At 30.9% G+C, this 17,965-nt stretch carries 18 protein-coding genes; 11 read left to right on the top strand and 7 right to left on the bottom strand.

Features of this window, described 5'->3' with window-relative positions:
- Positions 1-50: 50 nt before the first annotated feature.
- Positions 51-362, bottom strand: coding sequence for a rhodanese-like domain-containing protein (locus MKD41_RS10655; protein WP_240242280.1), 312 nt, complete (start codon positions 360-362; stop codon positions 51-53).
- 275 nt (positions 363-637) lie between these two features.
- On the opposite strand from MKD41_RS10655, the gene MKD41_RS10650 reads away from it, so the two are divergent.
- Positions 638-1,411, top strand: a complete 774-nt coding sequence (locus MKD41_RS10650) for a M48 family metalloprotease (protein WP_240242279.1) — start codon at positions 638-640, stop codon at positions 1,409-1,411.
- A 103-nt stretch (positions 1,412-1,514) separates the two neighbouring features.
- Here the strand turns inward: MKD41_RS10650 and MKD41_RS10645 are convergent, their stop codons facing one another.
- Entirely contained in the window at positions 1,515-1,928 is a 414-nt protein-coding gene (locus tag MKD41_RS10645; protein WP_240242278.1) for an ankyrin repeat domain-containing protein, read from the bottom strand.
- A 214-nt stretch (positions 1,929-2,142) separates the two neighbouring features.
- Here MKD41_RS10645 and gpmI point away from each other — a divergent pair, with 214 nt between their 5' ends.
- The 3 genes from gpmI (at position 2,143) to MKD41_RS10630 (ending at position 6,215) form a co-directional block, all read left to right on the top strand.
- Positions 2,143-3,660 (top strand): 2,3-bisphosphoglycerate-independent phosphoglycerate mutase, encoded by a 1,518-nt coding sequence (gpmI, locus tag MKD41_RS10640; protein WP_240242277.1) that lies wholly within the window; start codon positions 2,143-2,145, stop codon positions 3,658-3,660.
- Between the two features lie 98 nt (positions 3,661-3,758).
- Positions 3,759-4,328, top strand: coding sequence for a thioredoxin family protein (locus MKD41_RS10635; protein WP_240242276.1), 570 nt, complete (start codon positions 3,759-3,761; stop codon positions 4,326-4,328).
- A 90-nt stretch (positions 4,329-4,418) separates the two neighbouring features.
- A complete protein-coding gene (locus tag MKD41_RS10630) occupies positions 4,419-6,215 on the top strand; it encodes an alpha-L-fucosidase (protein WP_240242275.1) in 1,797 nt (598 codons plus the stop codon).
- A 117-nt stretch (positions 6,216-6,332) separates the two neighbouring features.
- Here the strand turns inward: MKD41_RS10630 and MKD41_RS10625 are convergent, their stop codons facing one another.
- Genes MKD41_RS10625 through MKD41_RS10615 form a run of 3 tightly spaced genes read right to left on the bottom strand, consistent with a single transcriptional unit; the run spans position 6,333 to position 9,693 of the window.
- Positions 6,333-7,079, bottom strand: coding sequence for a succinate dehydrogenase/fumarate reductase iron-sulfur subunit (locus tag MKD41_RS10625; protein ID WP_240242274.1), 747 nt, complete (start codon positions 7,077-7,079; stop codon positions 6,333-6,335).
- A gap of 7 nt (positions 7,080-7,086) precedes the next feature.
- Entirely contained in the window at positions 7,087-9,000 is a 1,914-nt protein-coding gene (locus MKD41_RS10620) for a fumarate reductase/succinate dehydrogenase flavoprotein subunit (RefSeq protein WP_240242273.1), read from the bottom strand.
- 6 nt (positions 9,001-9,006) lie between these two features.
- Complete coding sequence (locus MKD41_RS10615) at positions 9,007-9,693, bottom strand: succinate dehydrogenase (protein WP_240242272.1); 687 nt, start codon at positions 9,691-9,693, stop codon at positions 9,007-9,009.
- A 192-nt stretch (positions 9,694-9,885) separates the two neighbouring features.
- Here MKD41_RS10615 and MKD41_RS10610 point away from each other — a divergent pair, with 192 nt between their 5' ends.
- From MKD41_RS10610 to MKD41_RS10580, 7 genes are all read left to right on the top strand, one after another.
- Positions 9,886-10,563: a succinate dehydrogenase cytochrome b subunit gene (locus MKD41_RS10610; RefSeq protein WP_240242271.1), complete on the top strand. Its 678-nt coding sequence runs from the start codon at positions 9,886-9,888 to the stop codon at positions 10,561-10,563.
- Between the two features lie 12 nt (positions 10,564-10,575).
- Complete coding sequence (locus tag MKD41_RS10605) at positions 10,576-12,579, top strand: fumarate reductase/succinate dehydrogenase flavoprotein subunit (protein ID WP_240242270.1); 2,004 nt, start codon at positions 10,576-10,578, stop codon at positions 12,577-12,579.
- 10 nt (positions 12,580-12,589) lie between these two features.
- Positions 12,590-13,330 (top strand): succinate dehydrogenase/fumarate reductase iron-sulfur subunit, encoded by a 741-nt coding sequence (locus MKD41_RS10600; RefSeq protein ID WP_240242269.1) that lies wholly within the window; start codon positions 12,590-12,592, stop codon positions 13,328-13,330.
- A gap of 137 nt (positions 13,331-13,467) precedes the next feature.
- On the top strand, positions 13,468-13,974 hold the full coding sequence (locus tag MKD41_RS10595) for a DUF2975 domain-containing protein (RefSeq protein WP_240242268.1): 507 nt from the start codon (positions 13,468-13,470) through the stop codon (positions 13,972-13,974).
- Between the two features lie 2 nt (positions 13,975-13,976).
- On the top strand, positions 13,977-14,183 hold the full coding sequence (locus MKD41_RS10590; RefSeq protein ID WP_240242267.1) for a helix-turn-helix domain-containing protein: 207 nt from the start codon (positions 13,977-13,979) through the stop codon (positions 14,181-14,183).
- Between the two features lie 393 nt (positions 14,184-14,576).
- Positions 14,577-15,734: a methionine aminotransferase gene (locus MKD41_RS10585; protein ID WP_240242266.1), complete on the top strand. Its 1,158-nt coding sequence runs from the start codon at positions 14,577-14,579 to the stop codon at positions 15,732-15,734.
- Positions 15,722-16,501 carry an amidohydrolase gene (locus tag MKD41_RS10580; RefSeq protein ID WP_240242265.1) on the top strand — a complete coding sequence of 260 codons (780 nt, stop codon included), beginning with the start codon at positions 15,722-15,724 and terminating at the stop codon, positions 16,499-16,501. The genes MKD41_RS10585 and MKD41_RS10580 overlap by 13 nt, the downstream gene beginning before the upstream one ends.
- A gap of 118 nt (positions 16,502-16,619) precedes the next feature.
- On the opposite strand, the gene MKD41_RS10575 is transcribed toward MKD41_RS10580, so the two are convergent.
- The gene (locus MKD41_RS10575; protein ID WP_240242264.1) at positions 16,620-17,099 is read right to left on the bottom strand and encodes a DUF4625 domain-containing protein; all 480 of its coding nucleotides are present in this window, start codon (positions 17,097-17,099) and stop codon (positions 16,620-16,622) included.
- Between the two features lie 55 nt (positions 17,100-17,154).
- On the bottom strand, positions 17,155-17,937 hold the full coding sequence (locus tag MKD41_RS10570) for a DUF4625 domain-containing protein (protein ID WP_240242263.1): 783 nt from the start codon (positions 17,935-17,937) through the stop codon (positions 17,155-17,157).
- Between the last annotated feature and the right edge of the window lie 28 nt (positions 17,938-17,965).

Here is a 17,965-nt window from a genome sequence, read left to right as displayed (position 1 = left end):
CTATTTTAATAAATTTTGGAGTTTTTAATTTTTAAAAACGTGATTGTAGTTTAATTTACAAATTTAGCTACATTTTGCCAAGGACCTCCGTTAATAACATCAATACCTTGTTCTTTTAAAAATGAAGTTGCTTGTCCGCTTCTTGCTCCACTTCTACAAACCGCTATCACTTTTTTATTTAAAGCTTTAATTTCTTTAACTTTTGTTGGAATTGTATTTAAAACAATGTTTTTTGAACCGTTAACATGACCACTTTCATACTCTTCAACTGTTCTAACATCTATCACTACTGCTCCTTCTTTTAAATATTCCTCAATTGATGATTCGCTAGTACCGCCACCAAATAAACCGAAAAAACTCATTTTTTTATATTTTTAATTTCGCGCAAATATAGGTTATATTATGCAAAAATTGGTAACAGGAGTTACTAAAAATTCTTTAAAATTAAGATAAATCTATTTAGATTAAATATGTATGGTTCTCATTATCTATGACTTGGGTTTAATTAATGTAGTGTTTATTTTTTTAAGAATAACCTATTGTGTTATTTTAAGAAAATTGAAGACTTTAAAATAAAACGTGTATATTTTACAAAATTTTAGGCTTGTATATTTCAAGCTATATAAATACTAAGAAAATGAAAAGAAAAGGAAATTCTAAAGTTAAATTATTAATTGGTGCAGGTATTGTTATTTTTTCTCTATTTCAATACTTTTCTAATAGTGAAGTAAATGAGTTTACAGGAAAAAAACAACATATTTCTATTACTGTAGATGATGAAATTGCTATTGGTTTACAAAGTGCGCCAACTATGGCTCAACAGCATGGTGGTTTGTATCCAGATCAGAAATATCAAGAATTTGTAGATCAAGTTGGTGAAAAATTAGTAAACAATAGTATTGCAAAACAAACCAATTATAAATACGATTTTCATTTATTAAAAGATGAACAAACTATAAATGCTTTTGCTTTACCAGGCGGACAAATATTTATTACCTATGCACTGTTTTCAAGATTAGAAAACGAAGATCAATTGGCAGGTGTTTTAGGTCACGAAATTGGCCATGTAGTTGGTCGTCATTCAGCAGAGCGCATGTCTAAGCAAAATTTAACAGAAGGTATTTTAAATGGGGTAGCTGTTGGTATAGACCCTAGTACTGCACAAGGAGCTGCAGCATTAGCTAATATTATTAATATGAGCTATGGTAGGCAAGATGAGCTAGAAAGCGATGAGTTAGGTGTAAAATTTATGATAGATGCTGGTTACAATCCAACAGCTTTAATTGGAGTTATGGAGATTTTAAAAGCTGCTGCTGGGCCTAATACTACTAATGAAAGGTTAAGTACGCATCCAGATCCAGAAAATAGAATTGAAAAAATTAAAGAAGCTATTGAAAAGTATAAAAAATAGATTTTAAGAGTTTATAAATTAATTTTAGATTCAGTAAAATTTAAAAAGAGCTTGTTTAAATAGTTTAGCATTTAAACAAGCTCTTTTAGGTATTAATTAAGAACTAATTATTTCTTTTTCTTTTCTTTTTGTTTTTCTGAAGCGCATTTTTAATAATAGCATATGTTTCTTTGGCATTAGAAACTTCTGCCCATTTAAGGGCTGTAAACCCATTAGTGTCACTTTTTAATTTTAATTTTGCGCCATTTTCAATAAGTAATTTTGCTATTTCGGTTTTATTGTGTCTTGCTGCAAACATTAAAGGTGTTAACCCAGAAGATTTAATGTTTATATTTTCGCCTTCTTTAATTAAAGCGCTAACGGCATCATAATCTCCCATTTGTATTAATTTGCAAAACGCATTTACGTTTGTAGAAAGATTAAAATGTCTTGTAGGAATTCTTTCTGTTATATCAGTTTTTGCAGAAACTAAAAAAACAGATAATAATAAAACGATAGATAAAATTGATTTTTTCATAATGATTAGGTTTAATAGTTATTTATATTTAAAAGACTTTATGTTTTAATTTTTGTTACAAGAATTACTTATATTAACAATATTTTAACCTGATGTTGAAATAAATTATGTCGCAATCGTTTTAGTAATTTTAATAGTAATTTAAGACCTAATTATAAGGTGCTTACCGCTAATACTTCGTATATTTGACTCTTAAAATTAAATACAATTTAAAATGAATAAGAAGGTAATTTTAATGATTTTAGACGGTTGGGGTATTACACAAGACCCAAAAGTTTCAGCAATTTTTAATGCAAAAACTTCCTATATAGATAATTTATACAACTTATATCCAAACGCAAGTTTACGTACAGATGGTGAACATGTAGGTTTACCTGAAGGTCAAATGGGAAATAGTGAAGTAGGGCATATGAATTTAGGTGCTGGTAGAATTGTATACCAAAACCTAGTGAGAATTAATATGGCGGTTAAAGAAAAAACTTTAGGTAAAGAAAAAGTTTTATTAGATGCGCTTAAATATGCAAAAGAAAACAATAAAAATATTCACTTATTAGGTTTGGTTTCTAATGGTGGTATTCACTCACATATAGATCATTTAAAAGGTTTGTTAGATGTAGCTGCTGAAAACAATGCAGAGAATGTATTTTTACATGCTTTTTCTGATGGTAGAGACTGCGATCCAAAATCAGGAAAATTCTTTATAAATGATATTCAAGAACATATGGCAAAAACTACTGGTGAAGTAGCAACAATTACTGGTAGATATTTTGCAATGGACAGAGATAAACGTTGGGAACGCGTAAAAATTTCTTACGATGCAATGGTAAATGGAGTAGGTACAAAATCTACAAATGCTATTGAAAGTATTGAAAATAGCTATGCAGAAGGTGTAACAGATGAGTTTATTAAGCCAATAATTATGACAAATGAAGATGGAACTCCTAAAACACAAATAAAAGAAGATGATGTTGTAATTTTCTTTAACTATAGAACAGATAGAGGTCGTGAATTAACTGAGGTTCTTACACAAAAAGATTATCCAGAGTTTGGTATGAAAACATTACCACTTCACTATGTAACAATTACTAATTACGACGAAACCTACAAAGGAATTAACGTAATTTATAATACTGAAAATTTAGTTGATACATTAGGTGAAGTTTTAGAAAAAGCGGGTAAAAAACAAATTAGAATTGCTGAAACAGAAAAATATCCGCACGTTACTTTTTTCTTCTCAGGAGGAAGAGAGCAAGAGTTTAAAGGTGAAAAACGTTTATTGTGTCCTTCACCAAAAGTTGCAACATACGACTTAAAACCAGAAATGAGTGCTTTTGAAATTAAAGATGCAATTATTCCTGAAATTAAAGAAGGAGATGTAGATTTTGTATGTTTAAACTTTGCAAATGGTGATATGGTAGGGCATACAGGAGATATGGATGCTGCTATAAAAGCTTGTGAGGCTGTTGACCAATGTGTTAAAGAAGTTATTACTTCAGCTACAGAAAATGATTATACAACTATTGTAATTGCAGATCACGGTAACTGTGAAACTATGAAAAACCCTGATGGATCACCTCATACTGCACATACAACAAATCCGGTTCCTTTTATTATTGTTGATAAGGATATAAAAACTATTAAAGATGGAGTTTTAGGTGATATTGCTCCAACAATTCTTAAATTAATGGGTATTGAGCAACCAAAAGCTATGACAAGATATTCGCTTGTTTAGCAATTAAAAACTTGTGTTTAAATTAATTTCAGAAAATGAGAACTTATTAGTAATAATGTTCTCATTTTTTGTTTAAATTTCAAAATAAATAATAACAAATGAAAAAACTAATTTTAATTATTTGCATACTTGTATTAAACTTTAGCTGTGGAAATAAAAAAAATATTACTTCTACCAAAATGCCAACTCCAACAACTGAAACACCTTCAATAGCCACGTTAAATGCAAATGGAGATTTAATTGGGCTTGCAGCTAAAAGTGATTTTTTAAAAGCTCCTTTTAATGATTGGTTTCAATTTAATTCTGAAAACTATGAATTAAACACTGAAACTATTGAGGCGTTAAAACCATTATTGAAAGACGTAACGATTAAAGCTTTTATGGGAACTTGGTGTGGAGATAGTCAAGAACAAACACCTGTTTTTTATAAAATTTTAGATGCAACAAATTTTAATTATAAAAACTTAAAATTAGTAGCTTTAGATCGTAGTAAAAAAACACCAGATAATTTACAAGAAGGTTTTAACATTGTTAGAGTTCCTACTTTTATTTTTTATAGAAATGGCGAAGAAATAGGTCGTTTTGTAGAATATCCAAGAGAAACTGTTGAAGAAGATATGTTTAAAATTGTTAGTGGTGCTGGTTATAAACATTCTTACCAAGATTAAATAATTGTAATTGCATATTTAAAAGTAGTTTTTTAAATGTGTTTTATATAATAGATTTGAAGTAGTCTTATTTAAATTTAAAAGAAAATAATGAGGAAAATAATTTACCTTTTTTGCACAGTTTTTTTGTTGAATCTTACTGTAAATGCACAAGAAAAAACAGAAAAAGAACTTATTGACGCAATAAATAATCGTGAAACTCCAGCGTGGTTTAACAATGCAAAATTGGGTATTTTTGTACACTGGGGCTTATATTCTGTTCCAGCTTATGGAGGTAAAGAATCTTATGCCGAGTGGTTTTTAAGAGGTTTACAATTAAAAGATTCTTTAAGAACAAATTTTGTAAAAAAAGTATATGGAGAAGATTTTAAATACAACGATTTAACAAATTATTTTAAAGCAGAATTATTTAATCCTTCAGAATGGGCAGAACTATTTGAAAATGCAGGAGCAAAATATGTAGTTCTGGTAACAAAACATCACGATGGATATGCTTTATGGCCAAGTAAATATAGTAGAAATTGGAATAGTGTAGATACAGGCCCTAAAAGAGATATTGTAGGAGAACTTACAAATGCAGTTCGTAAAACCAATTTAAAAATGGGATTGTATTATTCGCTTCCAGAGTGGAACCACCCATTACACCGTTGGTATAAAGATCCACATGATAGTATTGGTCAATATGTTGAAAAATATATGATTCCACAATTTAAAGAATTGGTAAGTACATATAAACCATCGTTAATTTTTACAGATGGAGAATGGTATAACACAGCTAAACAATGGCATTCGGCAGAATTGATTAATTGGTATTATAATTTGGTAGGTAAAGATGCAATTGTAAATAATAGATGGGGGCATGGTATTGATGTTGGGTTTTTAACTCCAGAATATAGTGCCGGAATAAAGGTAACAGATAGACCTTGGGCTGAGGTTAGAGGAATTGGACGCTCTTTTGGTTTAAATAGAAACGAAGATTTAGCGGCTTATGGAACTTCAAAGGATTTAATTACACGCTTTGTGCAAACAGTTGCAAATGGTGGTGGAATGATTTTAAATGTAGGGCCAAGATCCGATGGTCAAATTCCAATGATTCAACAAGAAAGATTAATGCAATTAGGTGCTTGGTTAAAAATTAACGGAGCTGCTATTTATGGTTCTAAACCTTTTCAAGTAACAGAAGAAGAAAAACGAACGTATAAAAAAAGAGTTGATAAAAATATTAACTTTAATTGGGTGAGAAATGCTCCAATAAAAGGTGTAAAAGAAGATAATTTTAATGTTGAGTGGAATGGTTTTATTGTAGTACCTGAAAATGGAAAATATACTTTTGAAGTAAAGGCAGATGATGAAGCTGCTGTTTTTATTGATAATAAATTGGTTGTAAATCAGAATAATACAATTACTGCAAATGAAGCCGAAGTTATGGGGGCAAATACAGGAGCTTCAAAAGATGGTTCTATAACACTTAAAAAAGGTATTGCATGTCCTATTCATATAAAATACAAAGAAAACAAGCAAAATGCTGAAATTTCAATGTATTGGTCAGCTAAAAATCGTTTAAAAGAAATTGTACCAGCGGCAAATCTTTTTCAAGATAAAGAACAAACAAAACCAGGTCTTATAGGTGTATATAGTTCTATGAAGACTTATTTGTGTTATACGCAAAACAATAATAATATTTACGCAATTAGTTTTGAATGGCCTGATAATGAATTGGTTTTAACAATTCCAAATCCTGGGAAAAATTCAAAAGTTAAATTGTTAGGAGTTGATAAAGATTTGGATTGGAAGTACGAGGATGGAAAAATGCATATAAATACTTCTAAAATTACTTTTAGCGAATTACCTTCTTTTGACGCTTGGACTTTTGAAATTAGCAATTAACGTTAAGAAACTGTCTAAAAGTTATAGTTTGTAAAACTTAGTATTTGTTTAGTTATTGTTTTAATTTGCTAGTTTTTAGAAAGTCTTTTTATTTTAGAATAATGATATAGAAAACACTTATTTGCTATAACACTTAGCTCTATTGTATTCAAAATTCATACGTGCAATATCTAATAATTGTACATTTTGGGGGCAAACCATTGCGCAGGCTCCAATATGTGTACAGCTACCAAAACCTTCTTCATCGTGAGCGTTTACCATAAATAATACACGTTCTGCACGTTCTAATTTTCCTTGTGGTAATTTAGCTAAATGTGCTACTTTAGCTGCAACAAATAACGCTGCTGAAGAATTTTTACACGTTGCTACACAAGCACCACATCCAATACAAGCGGCGCTATCAAAGGCACTTTCAGCTATATTGTGGTGAATTGGAATCGTATTTGCTTCGGGAGCCATTCCTGTAAATGAAGAAATATAACCACCCGCTTGTATGATTTTGTCCATAGAAGTTCTATCAACTTTTAAATCTTTGATAACAGGGAATGAATTAGCTCTAAAAGGCTCGATAGTTATAACATCTCCATCATTAAAAGAGCGTAAGTGTGTTTGGCAAGTTGTGTAATGTTCTTCAGGGCCGTGTGCTTTTCCATTTATAACTAAAGAGCACTGCCCACAAATTCCTTCACGACAATCATGGTCAAATTCAATAACAGGTTCGCCTTTTTCAGCTAGTTGTTCATTAAGTACATCTAACATTTCTAAAAAGGAACTGTCAGAACTTAAATCAGTTAATTTATAGGTTACTAATTTTCCTTTTGAATTGGCATTTTCTTGTCGCCATATTTTAAGAGTCAATTTCATAATTTTGTTATTTGTAGGATCGTACTGTTGGTTTAACTTCAGTAAATTCTAAAGGTTCTTTATGTAATTTCCAATCATTATTTTGTAACCATTCCCAGGCTGAAGAAAACATATAATTTTCATCGTCTCGTAAGGCTTCTCCATCTTCAGTTTGGTAGTCTTCTCTAAAGTGTGCGCCACAACTCTCTTTTCTGTTTAAGGCATCAACAGCCATTAGTTCAGCCATTTCTAAATAGTCGGCTAAACGACCGGCTTTTTCTAGTTCGGAATTAGGGCCGTTTTCATTACCCGGAATAGCGGCATTTTCCCAAAATTCTTTTCGTAATTTTTGAATTTCTTCAATTGCCCAAATCAATCCTTTTTCAGATCTAGACATTGCAACTTCTTTAAACATAATTTTACCTAAGCGTCTATGAATTTTATCAATAGCTGTAGTTCCTTTAATTGCTAATAGTTTTTTAATTTGAGTTTTAACGGCGTTTTCAGCTTCTTCAAATTCGGGAGTATTGGTTGAAATTTTTCCAGTTCTAATATCATCTGTTAAGAAATTAGAAATAGTATTAGGTAAAATAAAATTACCATCTACTGAAGCTTGTAAAAGAGAATTGGCTCCTAATCTGTTTGCTCCGTGATCTGCAAAATTAGCTTCACCAACAGCAAACAAGCCTGGAATTGTAGTTTGTAATTCATAATCAACCCATAAACCTCCCATAGAGAAATGTGCAGCAGGCGAAATTTTCATAGGTTCTTTGTATGCATTTATGGCTGTAATTTTTTCGTACATTGTAAAAAGATTTCCATAGCGCTCTTTTATAGTTGTTTTACCTAATTTTTCAATGGCTGTTTTAAAATCAAGATATACAGCATTTTTTAATGGACCAACACCGTAACCAGCATCTATTCTTTCTTTAGCTGCGCGTGAAGCAACATCTCGAGGGACTAAATTTCCAAAAGCAGGATAGCGTCTTTCTAAATAATAATCTCTGTCTTCCTCTGGAATTTGAACAGGAGGTCGTTTTTCATCTTTATTTTTTGGTACCCAAATTCTACCATCATTACGTAAAGATTCTGACATTAAAGTTAGTTTAGATTGATGTTCGCCCGATTGCGGTAATGCGGTTGGATGAATTTGAGTCCATGAAGGATTTGCAAAATAAGCACCTTTTTTATGAGCGCGCCAAATAGCTGAGCCATTTGAATTCATAGCTAAGGTTGATAAATAAAAAATTTTACCAAAGCCACCCGTTCCAAATACAATTGCATGTGCAGCATGGCGTTCTATTTTGCCAGTAACTAAATTTCTAACAATAACGCCACGTGCTTTTCCATTAATTAATACAAGGTCTAAAACTTCATGTCTATTATACTGTGTTAATTTACCAACTTTAATTTGTTTCATCATAGCTTGGTAAGTTGCTAATAATAACTGTTGTCCAGTTTGACCTCGTGCATAAAATGTTCTTGAAACCAATACGCCACCAAAGGATCTATTGCTTAAGTAGCCACTGTATTCGCGTCCAAAAGGAACACCTTGCGCTACCATATGATCTATTAATTTTGCTGAAACTTCAGCCATTCTGTATGTATTTGCTTCACGAGATCTAAAATCACCTCCTTTAATAGTGTCGTAAAACATTCGGTATACATTATCGCTATCGTTTTTATAGTTTTTAGCGGCATTTACACCTCCTTGGGCGGCTACCGAATGTGATCTTCTTGCAGAATCTTGAAAAAAGAATACTTTTACATTGTAGCCTAATTCGGCAAGTGAAGCTGCTGAGCCGCCTCCAGCTAATCCACCACCTACAACAATTATATCTAATTTTTTTCGATTAGAGGGATTTATAATTCGTGTTGTAGCAAGGTAGTTTTGCCATTTATCTTTTAAAGGTCCTTCAGGTATTTTTGCGTTGAGAGCCATATGCTTTTATTTGAAGTAAATAATAATTGGAATAATTGCGTATAAAATAGTCATAGTAAGAGTAAAATAGAGTGCTATTATTTTAATTATATTTATTATTTTATTTGAGTAAATCCCTAATGATTTATGGGCGCTTACAATTCCATGAGCTAAATGAAAACCCAGTGCTATAATTCCAATTTCATAAATAAGTACATACCACCAAACTTTAAATGTAACAACAACCAAATTGTATAAATCATCTTCAATTTTTAATACTTTGTATTGTAGCCAAAATTGAGCCATGTGAATAACAATAAATATTCCAATAATTGTTCCTAAAGCACCCATATTTCTAGAGTACCAAGTACTTGTTGAATTGTCGATTACTTGATATTTTTCGCCGTTAGATTGTTTATTTTTAATGGTAATTAGTAGCGCATCAATTACATGAATAACAATTGTAGCGTATAATACCCATGCAATAACAGTTACTGGCCAAAAATGTACTAGAAAATGAGAGTATGCATTGTACATGTCATGTGGGTTAGCAACATTATCCCAAAACTCAATAGGGAAATAGGAGTCAGGTATTATTAAAATTAGATTTCCTATTAAATGAATTGTAAGAAAAAATAGCATAAATAGCCCTGTGAGAGCCATTAAGTTTTTACGTGCAATAGATGTATTAAATAATCCTTTTTTAATAGCCATAAGACTTATTTTTTAATAGGTTTAAATTTAGTTTTTAAAATAGAATAACATGGTAAAATTAAACCTGATATTTGTCATATTTTAAAGAGTATAAGTTATTTATACTTGTTCTAAATAAGTAAAGAAGACTGATTTGTGTTTTATAAAATCAAAGGAAATAGTATATTTGCAACTTATAAAAATTTAATAAAAATGGGCGGATTTATATCTTCATCAATTGCAAGAAAAGTGGCTATGGCATTGTCGGCGCTTTTCTTAATTATTTTTCTAATTATTCATTTAGCAGTAAATGTTACTTCGTTATTTAGTGCAGATCTTTTTAATGATTTATCGCACTTTATGGGTACCAATCCTTTAATACAGTTTGCTATGCAACCTATATTGATTTTTGGAGTGGTATTTCACTTTGTAATGGGGTTCATTTTAGAAATTAGAAATAAACGTGCTAGAAATGTTAAATATGCGAAATTTAATGGTGCTGCAACTTCTTCTTGGGTGTCAAGAACTATGATTTACAGCGGTGCAACAATTTTGGCATTTATTGTTTTACATTTTATTGATTTTTGGATTCCAGAAATTAACACCAAATATATTTTAGGTGATATGAGTGGTGTACTTCCTGGAGAAGAAGGTTATCGTTATTTCGAAGAGTTACAACACAAGTTTGTGCCAGTTTGGAGGGTTGCTGCGTATGTGGTTGCATTCATTTTTTTAGGCTTGCATTTAGCACACGGATTTCAATCGGCTTTTCAATCAATGGGTTTTAATAATAAATACACAAAATGTGTTAAGAATTTAGGTGTTATCTATTCAATAGTAGTTCCTTTAGGATTTATTATAATTGCTTTATTTCACCATTTTAACCATTAATCTTAAGAGAATATGACTACTTTAAATTCAAGAGTACCAGAAGGTCCAATTAAAGATAAGTGGACAACTTATAAAGAAAATATAGATCTTGTAAATCCAGCTAACAAACGTAATATTGATATTATAGTTGTTGGAACTGGTTTAGCAGGAGGTTCTGCAGCAGCTTCGTTAGCAGAATTAGGATATAACGTAAAAGCTTTTGCTTACCAAGATTCTCCACGTAGAGCGCATTCAATTGCAGCACAAGGGGGAATTAACGCAGCAAAAAATTATCAAAATGATGGTGATTCTAACTATCGTTTATTTTATGATACTGTAAAAGGAGGAGATTATCGCTCACGTGAAGCTAATGTTTACCGTTTAGCTGAAGTATCTGGAGCTATTATAGATCAATGTGTAGCTCAAGGGGTTCCTTTTGCACGTGATTATGGTGGGCTGTTAGATAATCGTTCATTTGGAGGTGTATTAGTATCAAGAACATTTTACGCTAAAGGACAAACAGGACAACAATTATTATTAGGTTGTTATTCTGCAATGAACCGTCAAATTGCTCGTGGAAAAATTGAGATGTTCAATCGTCACGAAATGTTAGACGTTGTAAAAATTGACGGAAAAGCAAGAGGAATTATTGCACGTAATTTAATTACAGGAGAACTTGAACGCCATTCAGCTCACGCAGTAGTTATTGCAACAGGAGGTTATGGAAATGTTTATTTCTTATCAACTAATGCAATGGGTTCTAATGCTACGGCAGCTTGGAAAGTTCATAAAAAGGGAGCGTTTTTCGCAAATCCTTGTATGACACAAATTCACCCAACGTGTATTCCACGTTCAGGAGATTACCAATCTAAATTAACGTTAATGTCAGAATCATTGCGTAATGATGGTAGAATTTGGGTTCCTGCAAAAATTGAAGATGCAAAAGCAATTCAACAAGGTAAATTAAAACCTACAGAAATAGCTGAAGAAGATAGAGATTACTATTTAGAAAGAAGATATCCTGCCTACGGAAACTTAGTACCACGTGATGTTGCGTCAAGAGCCGCTAAAGAACGTTGTGATGCTGGTTATGGTGTAAATGCAACAGGAGAGGCTGTTTATTTAGATTTTGCATCTGCAATTCACCGTTACGGATCTGAACAAGCAAAAATACATGGAATATCAAATCCTTCTAAAGAAAAAATTACAGAATTAGGAGAAGCTGTTATTGAAGAAAAATATGGAAACTTGTTCCAAATGTATGAGAAAATTGTTGATGACAATCCATACAAAACTCCTATGATGATTTATCCAGCAACACACTACACAATGGGTGGTGTTTGGGTTGATTATAATTTAATGACAACTGTTGACGGTTTATATTGTATTGGTGAAGCTAACTTCTCTGATCACGGCGCTAACCGTTTAGGAGCTTCAGCTTTAATGCAAGGTTTAGCTGATGGTTATTTTGTATTACCTTATACAATTGGAGCTTATTTATCAAAAGATATTAGAACAGGAAAAATTCCAACAGATACTAAAGAATTTGATGAAGCTGAAAAACAGGCACAAGAAAGATTAGAATTCTTTATCAATAATAAAGGAACTCATTCTGTAGATTACTACCACAAAAAACTTGGTTTAGTTATGTGGAATAAAGTAGGAATGGCTCGTAATGAGAAAAACTTAAAAGAAGCTATTAAAGAAATTCAAGAGATTCGTGAAGATTTCTGGAAAAATGTAAAAGTTCCTGGAGAATTAAACGAAATGAATGTTGAGCTTGAAAAAGCTGGTAGAGTAGCTGACTTTTTAGAATTAGGTGAATTATTTGCAAAAGATGCTTTAGAAAGAAATGAATCTTGTGGAGGTCATTTCCGTGAAGAATATGTTACTGAAGATGGTGAAGCATTGCGTGATGATGAAAATTATGCGTATGTAGCAGCTTGGGAGTATACCGGAAAACCTAGTGAAGCAATTTTACACAAAGAACAATTAGAATTTAAAGATATCGAATTAAAAACTCGTTCATACAAATAAAAAAGACATTATGGATTTAACGTTAAAAATTTGGAGACAAAAAGGACCTCAAGAGAAAGGTCAAATGGTCGAATATAAAGTTACCGATATTTCAGAACATATGTCGTTTTTAGAAATGATGGACGTTTTGAATGAAAGCTTAGTTGCAAAAAATGAAGTTCCAATTGCTTTTGATCACGATTGTAGAGAAGGTATTTGTGGAATGTGTTCTTTGCATATTAATGGAGAACCTCACGGTCCAGATAGAGGTATTACAACTTGTCAGTTACATATGAGAACTTTTAAAGATGGTGATACAATCTATATTGAGCCTTGGAGAGCGAAAGCATTCCCTGTAATTAAAGATTTAATTGTAGATCGTAATGCTTTTGAACGTATACAACAAGCAGGTGGTTATATATCAGTAAACACTTCAGGAAATACACAAGACGCAAATGCAATTCCAATTTCTAAACACAATGCAGATTTATCTATGGATGCTGCTGCTTGTATTGGTTGTGGAGCTTGTGTTGCAAGTTGTAAAAACTCAAGTGCTATGCTATTTGTTTCTGCAAAAGTATCTCAGTTTGCATTATTACCACAAGGTAGAGTTGAAGCTGCTGACCGTGTTAGAAATATGGTAGCTCAAATGGATGCTGAAGGATTTGGTAACTGTACCAATACTGGAGCTTGTGAAGTGGAATGTCCTAAAGGAATTTCACTAGATAATATTGCACGTATGAATCGTGAATATTTAAAAGCTAGTATATAGTATTATTTAGAACTTAAAATATAGAAATTCAATTGAAACCTGTTTTAGAAATAAAACAGGTTTTTTATTGTTTTAAAATAAAATATTATCGTTTAACAATAATTTTCATTATATTTGTTTAAATTAATTATTTAAATATGAAAAAGTTAAACATATTAAAAACAATTGTAGACATCTTATGGATCTTATCAATGTTTTCTGTTCCATTAATACTTTTTATGTCGGTTTTTATTTTTATAAGCGATGATATCAGTATTTTTAATATAAAAATAAATGGATTAGAGATTGTTGAAACAAGTTTAATCAGTAAATTTATTTTAAGTGCAATGTTACTTGTTTATATTTTATTAATTTATTGCATTTACTTGTTTAAAAGTATACTTCGTAGTTTTCAAAGGCTAAAAATATTTGATGAAATTGTTATTGAAAATTTTAATAAAATTGGGTATTTATTAATTATATCTGCAATAGCCTCAGGAGCGTTATCATTTATATATGATTTTTTATATTCAAAAGAAATACATTTAGAAATTGGTTTTAACTCTAATTTATTAATGCTTTGTTTAGGGTTTTTCTTTATAATTTTAAGTGAAACCTTTAAAATGTCAAAAAAGTTAAAAGAAGAAAACGAACTAACTATATAAGTATGCCTATTATTGTAAATTTAGACATAATGCTTGCCACTAGAAAAATGAAAAGCATAGAGTTGGCTGAAAAAATAGGTATTACACCTGCAAATCTTTCTATTTTAAAATCTGGTAAAGCAAAAGCAATACGTTTTTCTACCTTAGAAGCAATTTGTAAAGAATTAGAATGTCAACCAGCAGATATTTTAGCATTTTCTTCTGAATAGAAGAGTTTATGTTACACAGAATTTGTTTAGCTGCTTTAATACCTGAAAAAAAATATTTACCTTTTAATTGACTATTAGATATATAATTCCTGCAATAATAAAAATTAGAATAATGATTAAATATTGCCAAATATCTACAAAGTAAATGGAATTTTTCTTCCAAAATGATTTTAATGATTTCATTGTTTGTTGATTAACTTTGCAAGTTCGTAAAAATAGTGAAATTATATTGCAAGTATTGGTGTTTTAGCCATTGTTGGTATTTTTTACCAATAATTATGTTTCAACTTAGTTTAAAAATAAATATAACTACAAAAGAGTTAATTTATTAAAGAGCTTCTTTCTGTTTATAAAAATAAGATTTAGTAAATTTAGCTGCTAAATCTAATAATAATGCCGACGTATAAAAATTCATTTCAATCTAAACTACCAGAAATACCAACTTCAATTTTCTCGGTTATGAGCGCATTGGCTCAAAAAGAACATGCACTGAATTTATCGCAAGGTTTCCCAGATTTTGAAAGTGATAAAAACCTTATAGAATTAGTAAATAAAGCAATGGTGAATGGTAAAAATCAATATGCTCCAATGCCTGGTGTTTTTAGTTTGCGCGAAGCTATTGCAGCTAAAATGGAATATTTATATAATGTTTCCTATAATCCTGAAACCGAAATCACCATTACGGCAGGAGCAACACAAGCTATTTTTACTGCCATTGCAGCCACAGTTAAGAAAGACGATGAAGTATTGATTTTTAAACCAGCTTATGATTGTTACGAGCCAACAATTCAACTTTTTGGAGGTAAGGTAATTCCTGTTCAATTAAATCCGGAAGATTTTAAAATTGATTGGAAATTGGTAAAAAGTTTAATTACCGAAAAAACCAAAATGATTATTATAAATACGCCGCACAATCCTTCTGGAAGAATTTTAACTAAAGAAGATATGCTTCAGTTAGAAGCTATTTTAAAAAACACTAATATTGTATTGTTAAGTGATGAGGTGTATGAACATATAATTTTTGATGGTGAACAACATCAAACAGCAGCATTGTTTCCAGCTTTGGCAGAACGAGCTTTTATAACAGCTTCTTTTGGTAAAACATTTCATAATACAGGTTGGAAAGTTGGTTATTGTCTTGCGCCAAAAGAATTAATGGCTGAATTTAGAAAAGTACATCAGTTTAATGTGTTTAGCGTAAACCATCCAACGCAAATTGCTTTGGCTGAATATTTAAAAACGGCTTCAAATTATTTAGAATTAAATAATTTTTATCAGCAGAAAAGAGATTTATTTTTAAGTTTAATTAAAGATTCTCGTTTTAAATTTACACCTTCAAAAGGTACTTATTTTCAGTTGTTAAATTTTAAAGAAATTACAAATGAAAGAGATTGTGATTTTGCAGTGCGACTAACAAAAGAGCATAAAATTGCGAGTATACCGATTTCGGTTTTTAACAAAAATAATTTAGATACTAAAGTTTTACGTTTTTGTTTTGCAAAAAGCAACGACACTATAAAAAAAGCAGCAGAAATACTATGCAACATTTAAAAATAGCATTATTACAAGTAGATATTGTTTGGCAGAATGCAGTACAAAATAGAATCAATTATTCAGAAAAAATAAATGAAATAGGGCAGCAGGTAGATTTAATTGTGTTGCCTGAAATGTTTTCAACTGGATTTAGTATGCAGCCAGAAAATCTTGCAGAAACTATGCAAGGTGCTACTGTAACATGGATGCAACAAATTGCTTCAGAAAAAAATACAGCTATTTGTGGAAGTTTAATTATTTCCGAAGAAAATAACTATTACAATCGGTTTGTATTTGTACATCCTTTAGGAGAAATTGAATACTATGATAAACGACATTTGTTTACTTTGGCAGGTGAAGAAAAAACGTATTTTTCCGGAACAGAAAAAATAATTATTGAATACAAAGGTTGGAGAATTTGTCCACAGGTTTGTTACGATTTGCGTTTTCCGGTTTGGGCAAGAAATACTGAAAATTACGATATTTTAATCTATGTTGCCAATTGGCCAACACGTAGAATTGTAGCTTGGGATACCTTGTTAAAAGCGCGTGCTATTGAAAATATGTGTTATGTAGTGGGTGTTAATAGAACAGGTAAAGATGGTGAATCTATTGAATATAATGGGCATACAATAGCTTATGATAGTTTGGGAGCTCCAATTGTAGAAATGCAAGAAACGAATGAAACTACTGTAGTTATTACTGTTGATAAAACGAGTATTGAAAATACAAGAAATAAATTAAACTTTTTAAACGATAAGGAAAATTTTAAGATTATTGATTAAAGATATTAGAAGAATAGTGTGTTTAAAAAAACAGTGCCAGTTAATTTAACTGGCACTGTAGCGATCATTATAAAATTAACTCAAACATAGCATAATGATGTATACTTATAAGCTTTACTTATTCAATAATTTTTATATCTACTGATGTTCTGCTTTGCCATCCTGTTTCATCTGTTACAGAGTAAGAACAATGGTAATCTCCAGTATCTACATCATTTGGAATTGTTAAGCTAATCGATATTTCGTAGGAAGTTAATCCGCCTTCAATAGCGTAATTTTCCATATATATTAAAGGATTAACAGCATTTTTTGTAGGGTCTAAATCACATTGTACACCTTGATCATCATGTGTGTGATGATCAAAATTATTATGGATATCTAAACTATAAGCAGCTAAAGCTTTATTGTCTGTTACTTTAGCTTTAAACGTATAGGTTTCTCCTTTTACAAGTTGCTCACAAGCTTGTGGAAAACCATTAGAATAATTGATTGTTATAGTCGGTTTTTCTTCATCTTTATCAACACTATCGTCATCTGAACAAGCAGAGATTAGTATTATAAATGATAAAAAATAAAAATATTTTAATGTAAATTTCATTTTCAAGGTTTAAAACCGCATAGTATAATTGTTTACTATGCGGTATTTTTTTAAATTATGCAGTAACATCTATATGAGTTTCATACTCTTTTGTATTACCATCTTCATCTTCAACTGTAAAAATAATATGGTATTCTCCTGCAGGTGCAGTAGCAGGAACATCAATATGCTCATGAAATTCAACAGAAGTTTGTTCGTGGTAGTCACCTAAAAATTCTTCTTCATAATCCCATTCAACTTCACCATCACCAACAGTAATTCCGTGTGCGTGTACATCAACAGTTATACTATGTATACCATTAACAGCATCTATCATAAATTCTGCGTGAAAATCATCTCCTCTAGCAACAGTTTCATCTATAGAAAATTCACTTAGTGTGATATAATTTAGTATTTGAATATGTCCTTCAACTTCTGTGCTATTTCCTAATTCATCAACAACGGTTAATACTACATGGTATTCACCAGAAGGAATGTTTGTAGGAACATCAATATGTTCGTGAAAATTTGGGTTTATTACTAAGTATTTTGTGTCTGTAAATACTTGTTCAAAATCCCAATCTATTTCATCTTCACCTGGTGTTACTTCGTGTGTATGTATAGCAAGTGTAATGCTGCTAACTACTGCTTCTGCACTAATTTCGGCTTCTAAATGAATGTCAGAACCCTTGTAAGCAACCTGATCTGTTGAATGTACGCTTCCTTCTCCGTATTCAAAATTTGAGATTAAAGGAGCGTTTAAAACTGGATCATCATCATCACAAGATTGTAAAAAGAGTCCAAGAAAAGCAAAAAGAGCTATTAATTTGTAATTTGATTTCATAAAATTTGTTTTCATTTGTTTTTAATTTTAATTGTTTGTTTTT

It is taken from the genome of Lutibacter sp. A64 (assembly GCF_022429565.1).
Classification (GTDB): domain Bacteria; phylum Bacteroidota; class Bacteroidia; order Flavobacteriales; family Flavobacteriaceae; genus Lutibacter.
The sequence above is the reverse complement of the archived record's forward strand: the minus strand, read 5'-3'. Positions and strand labels throughout refer to the sequence as shown.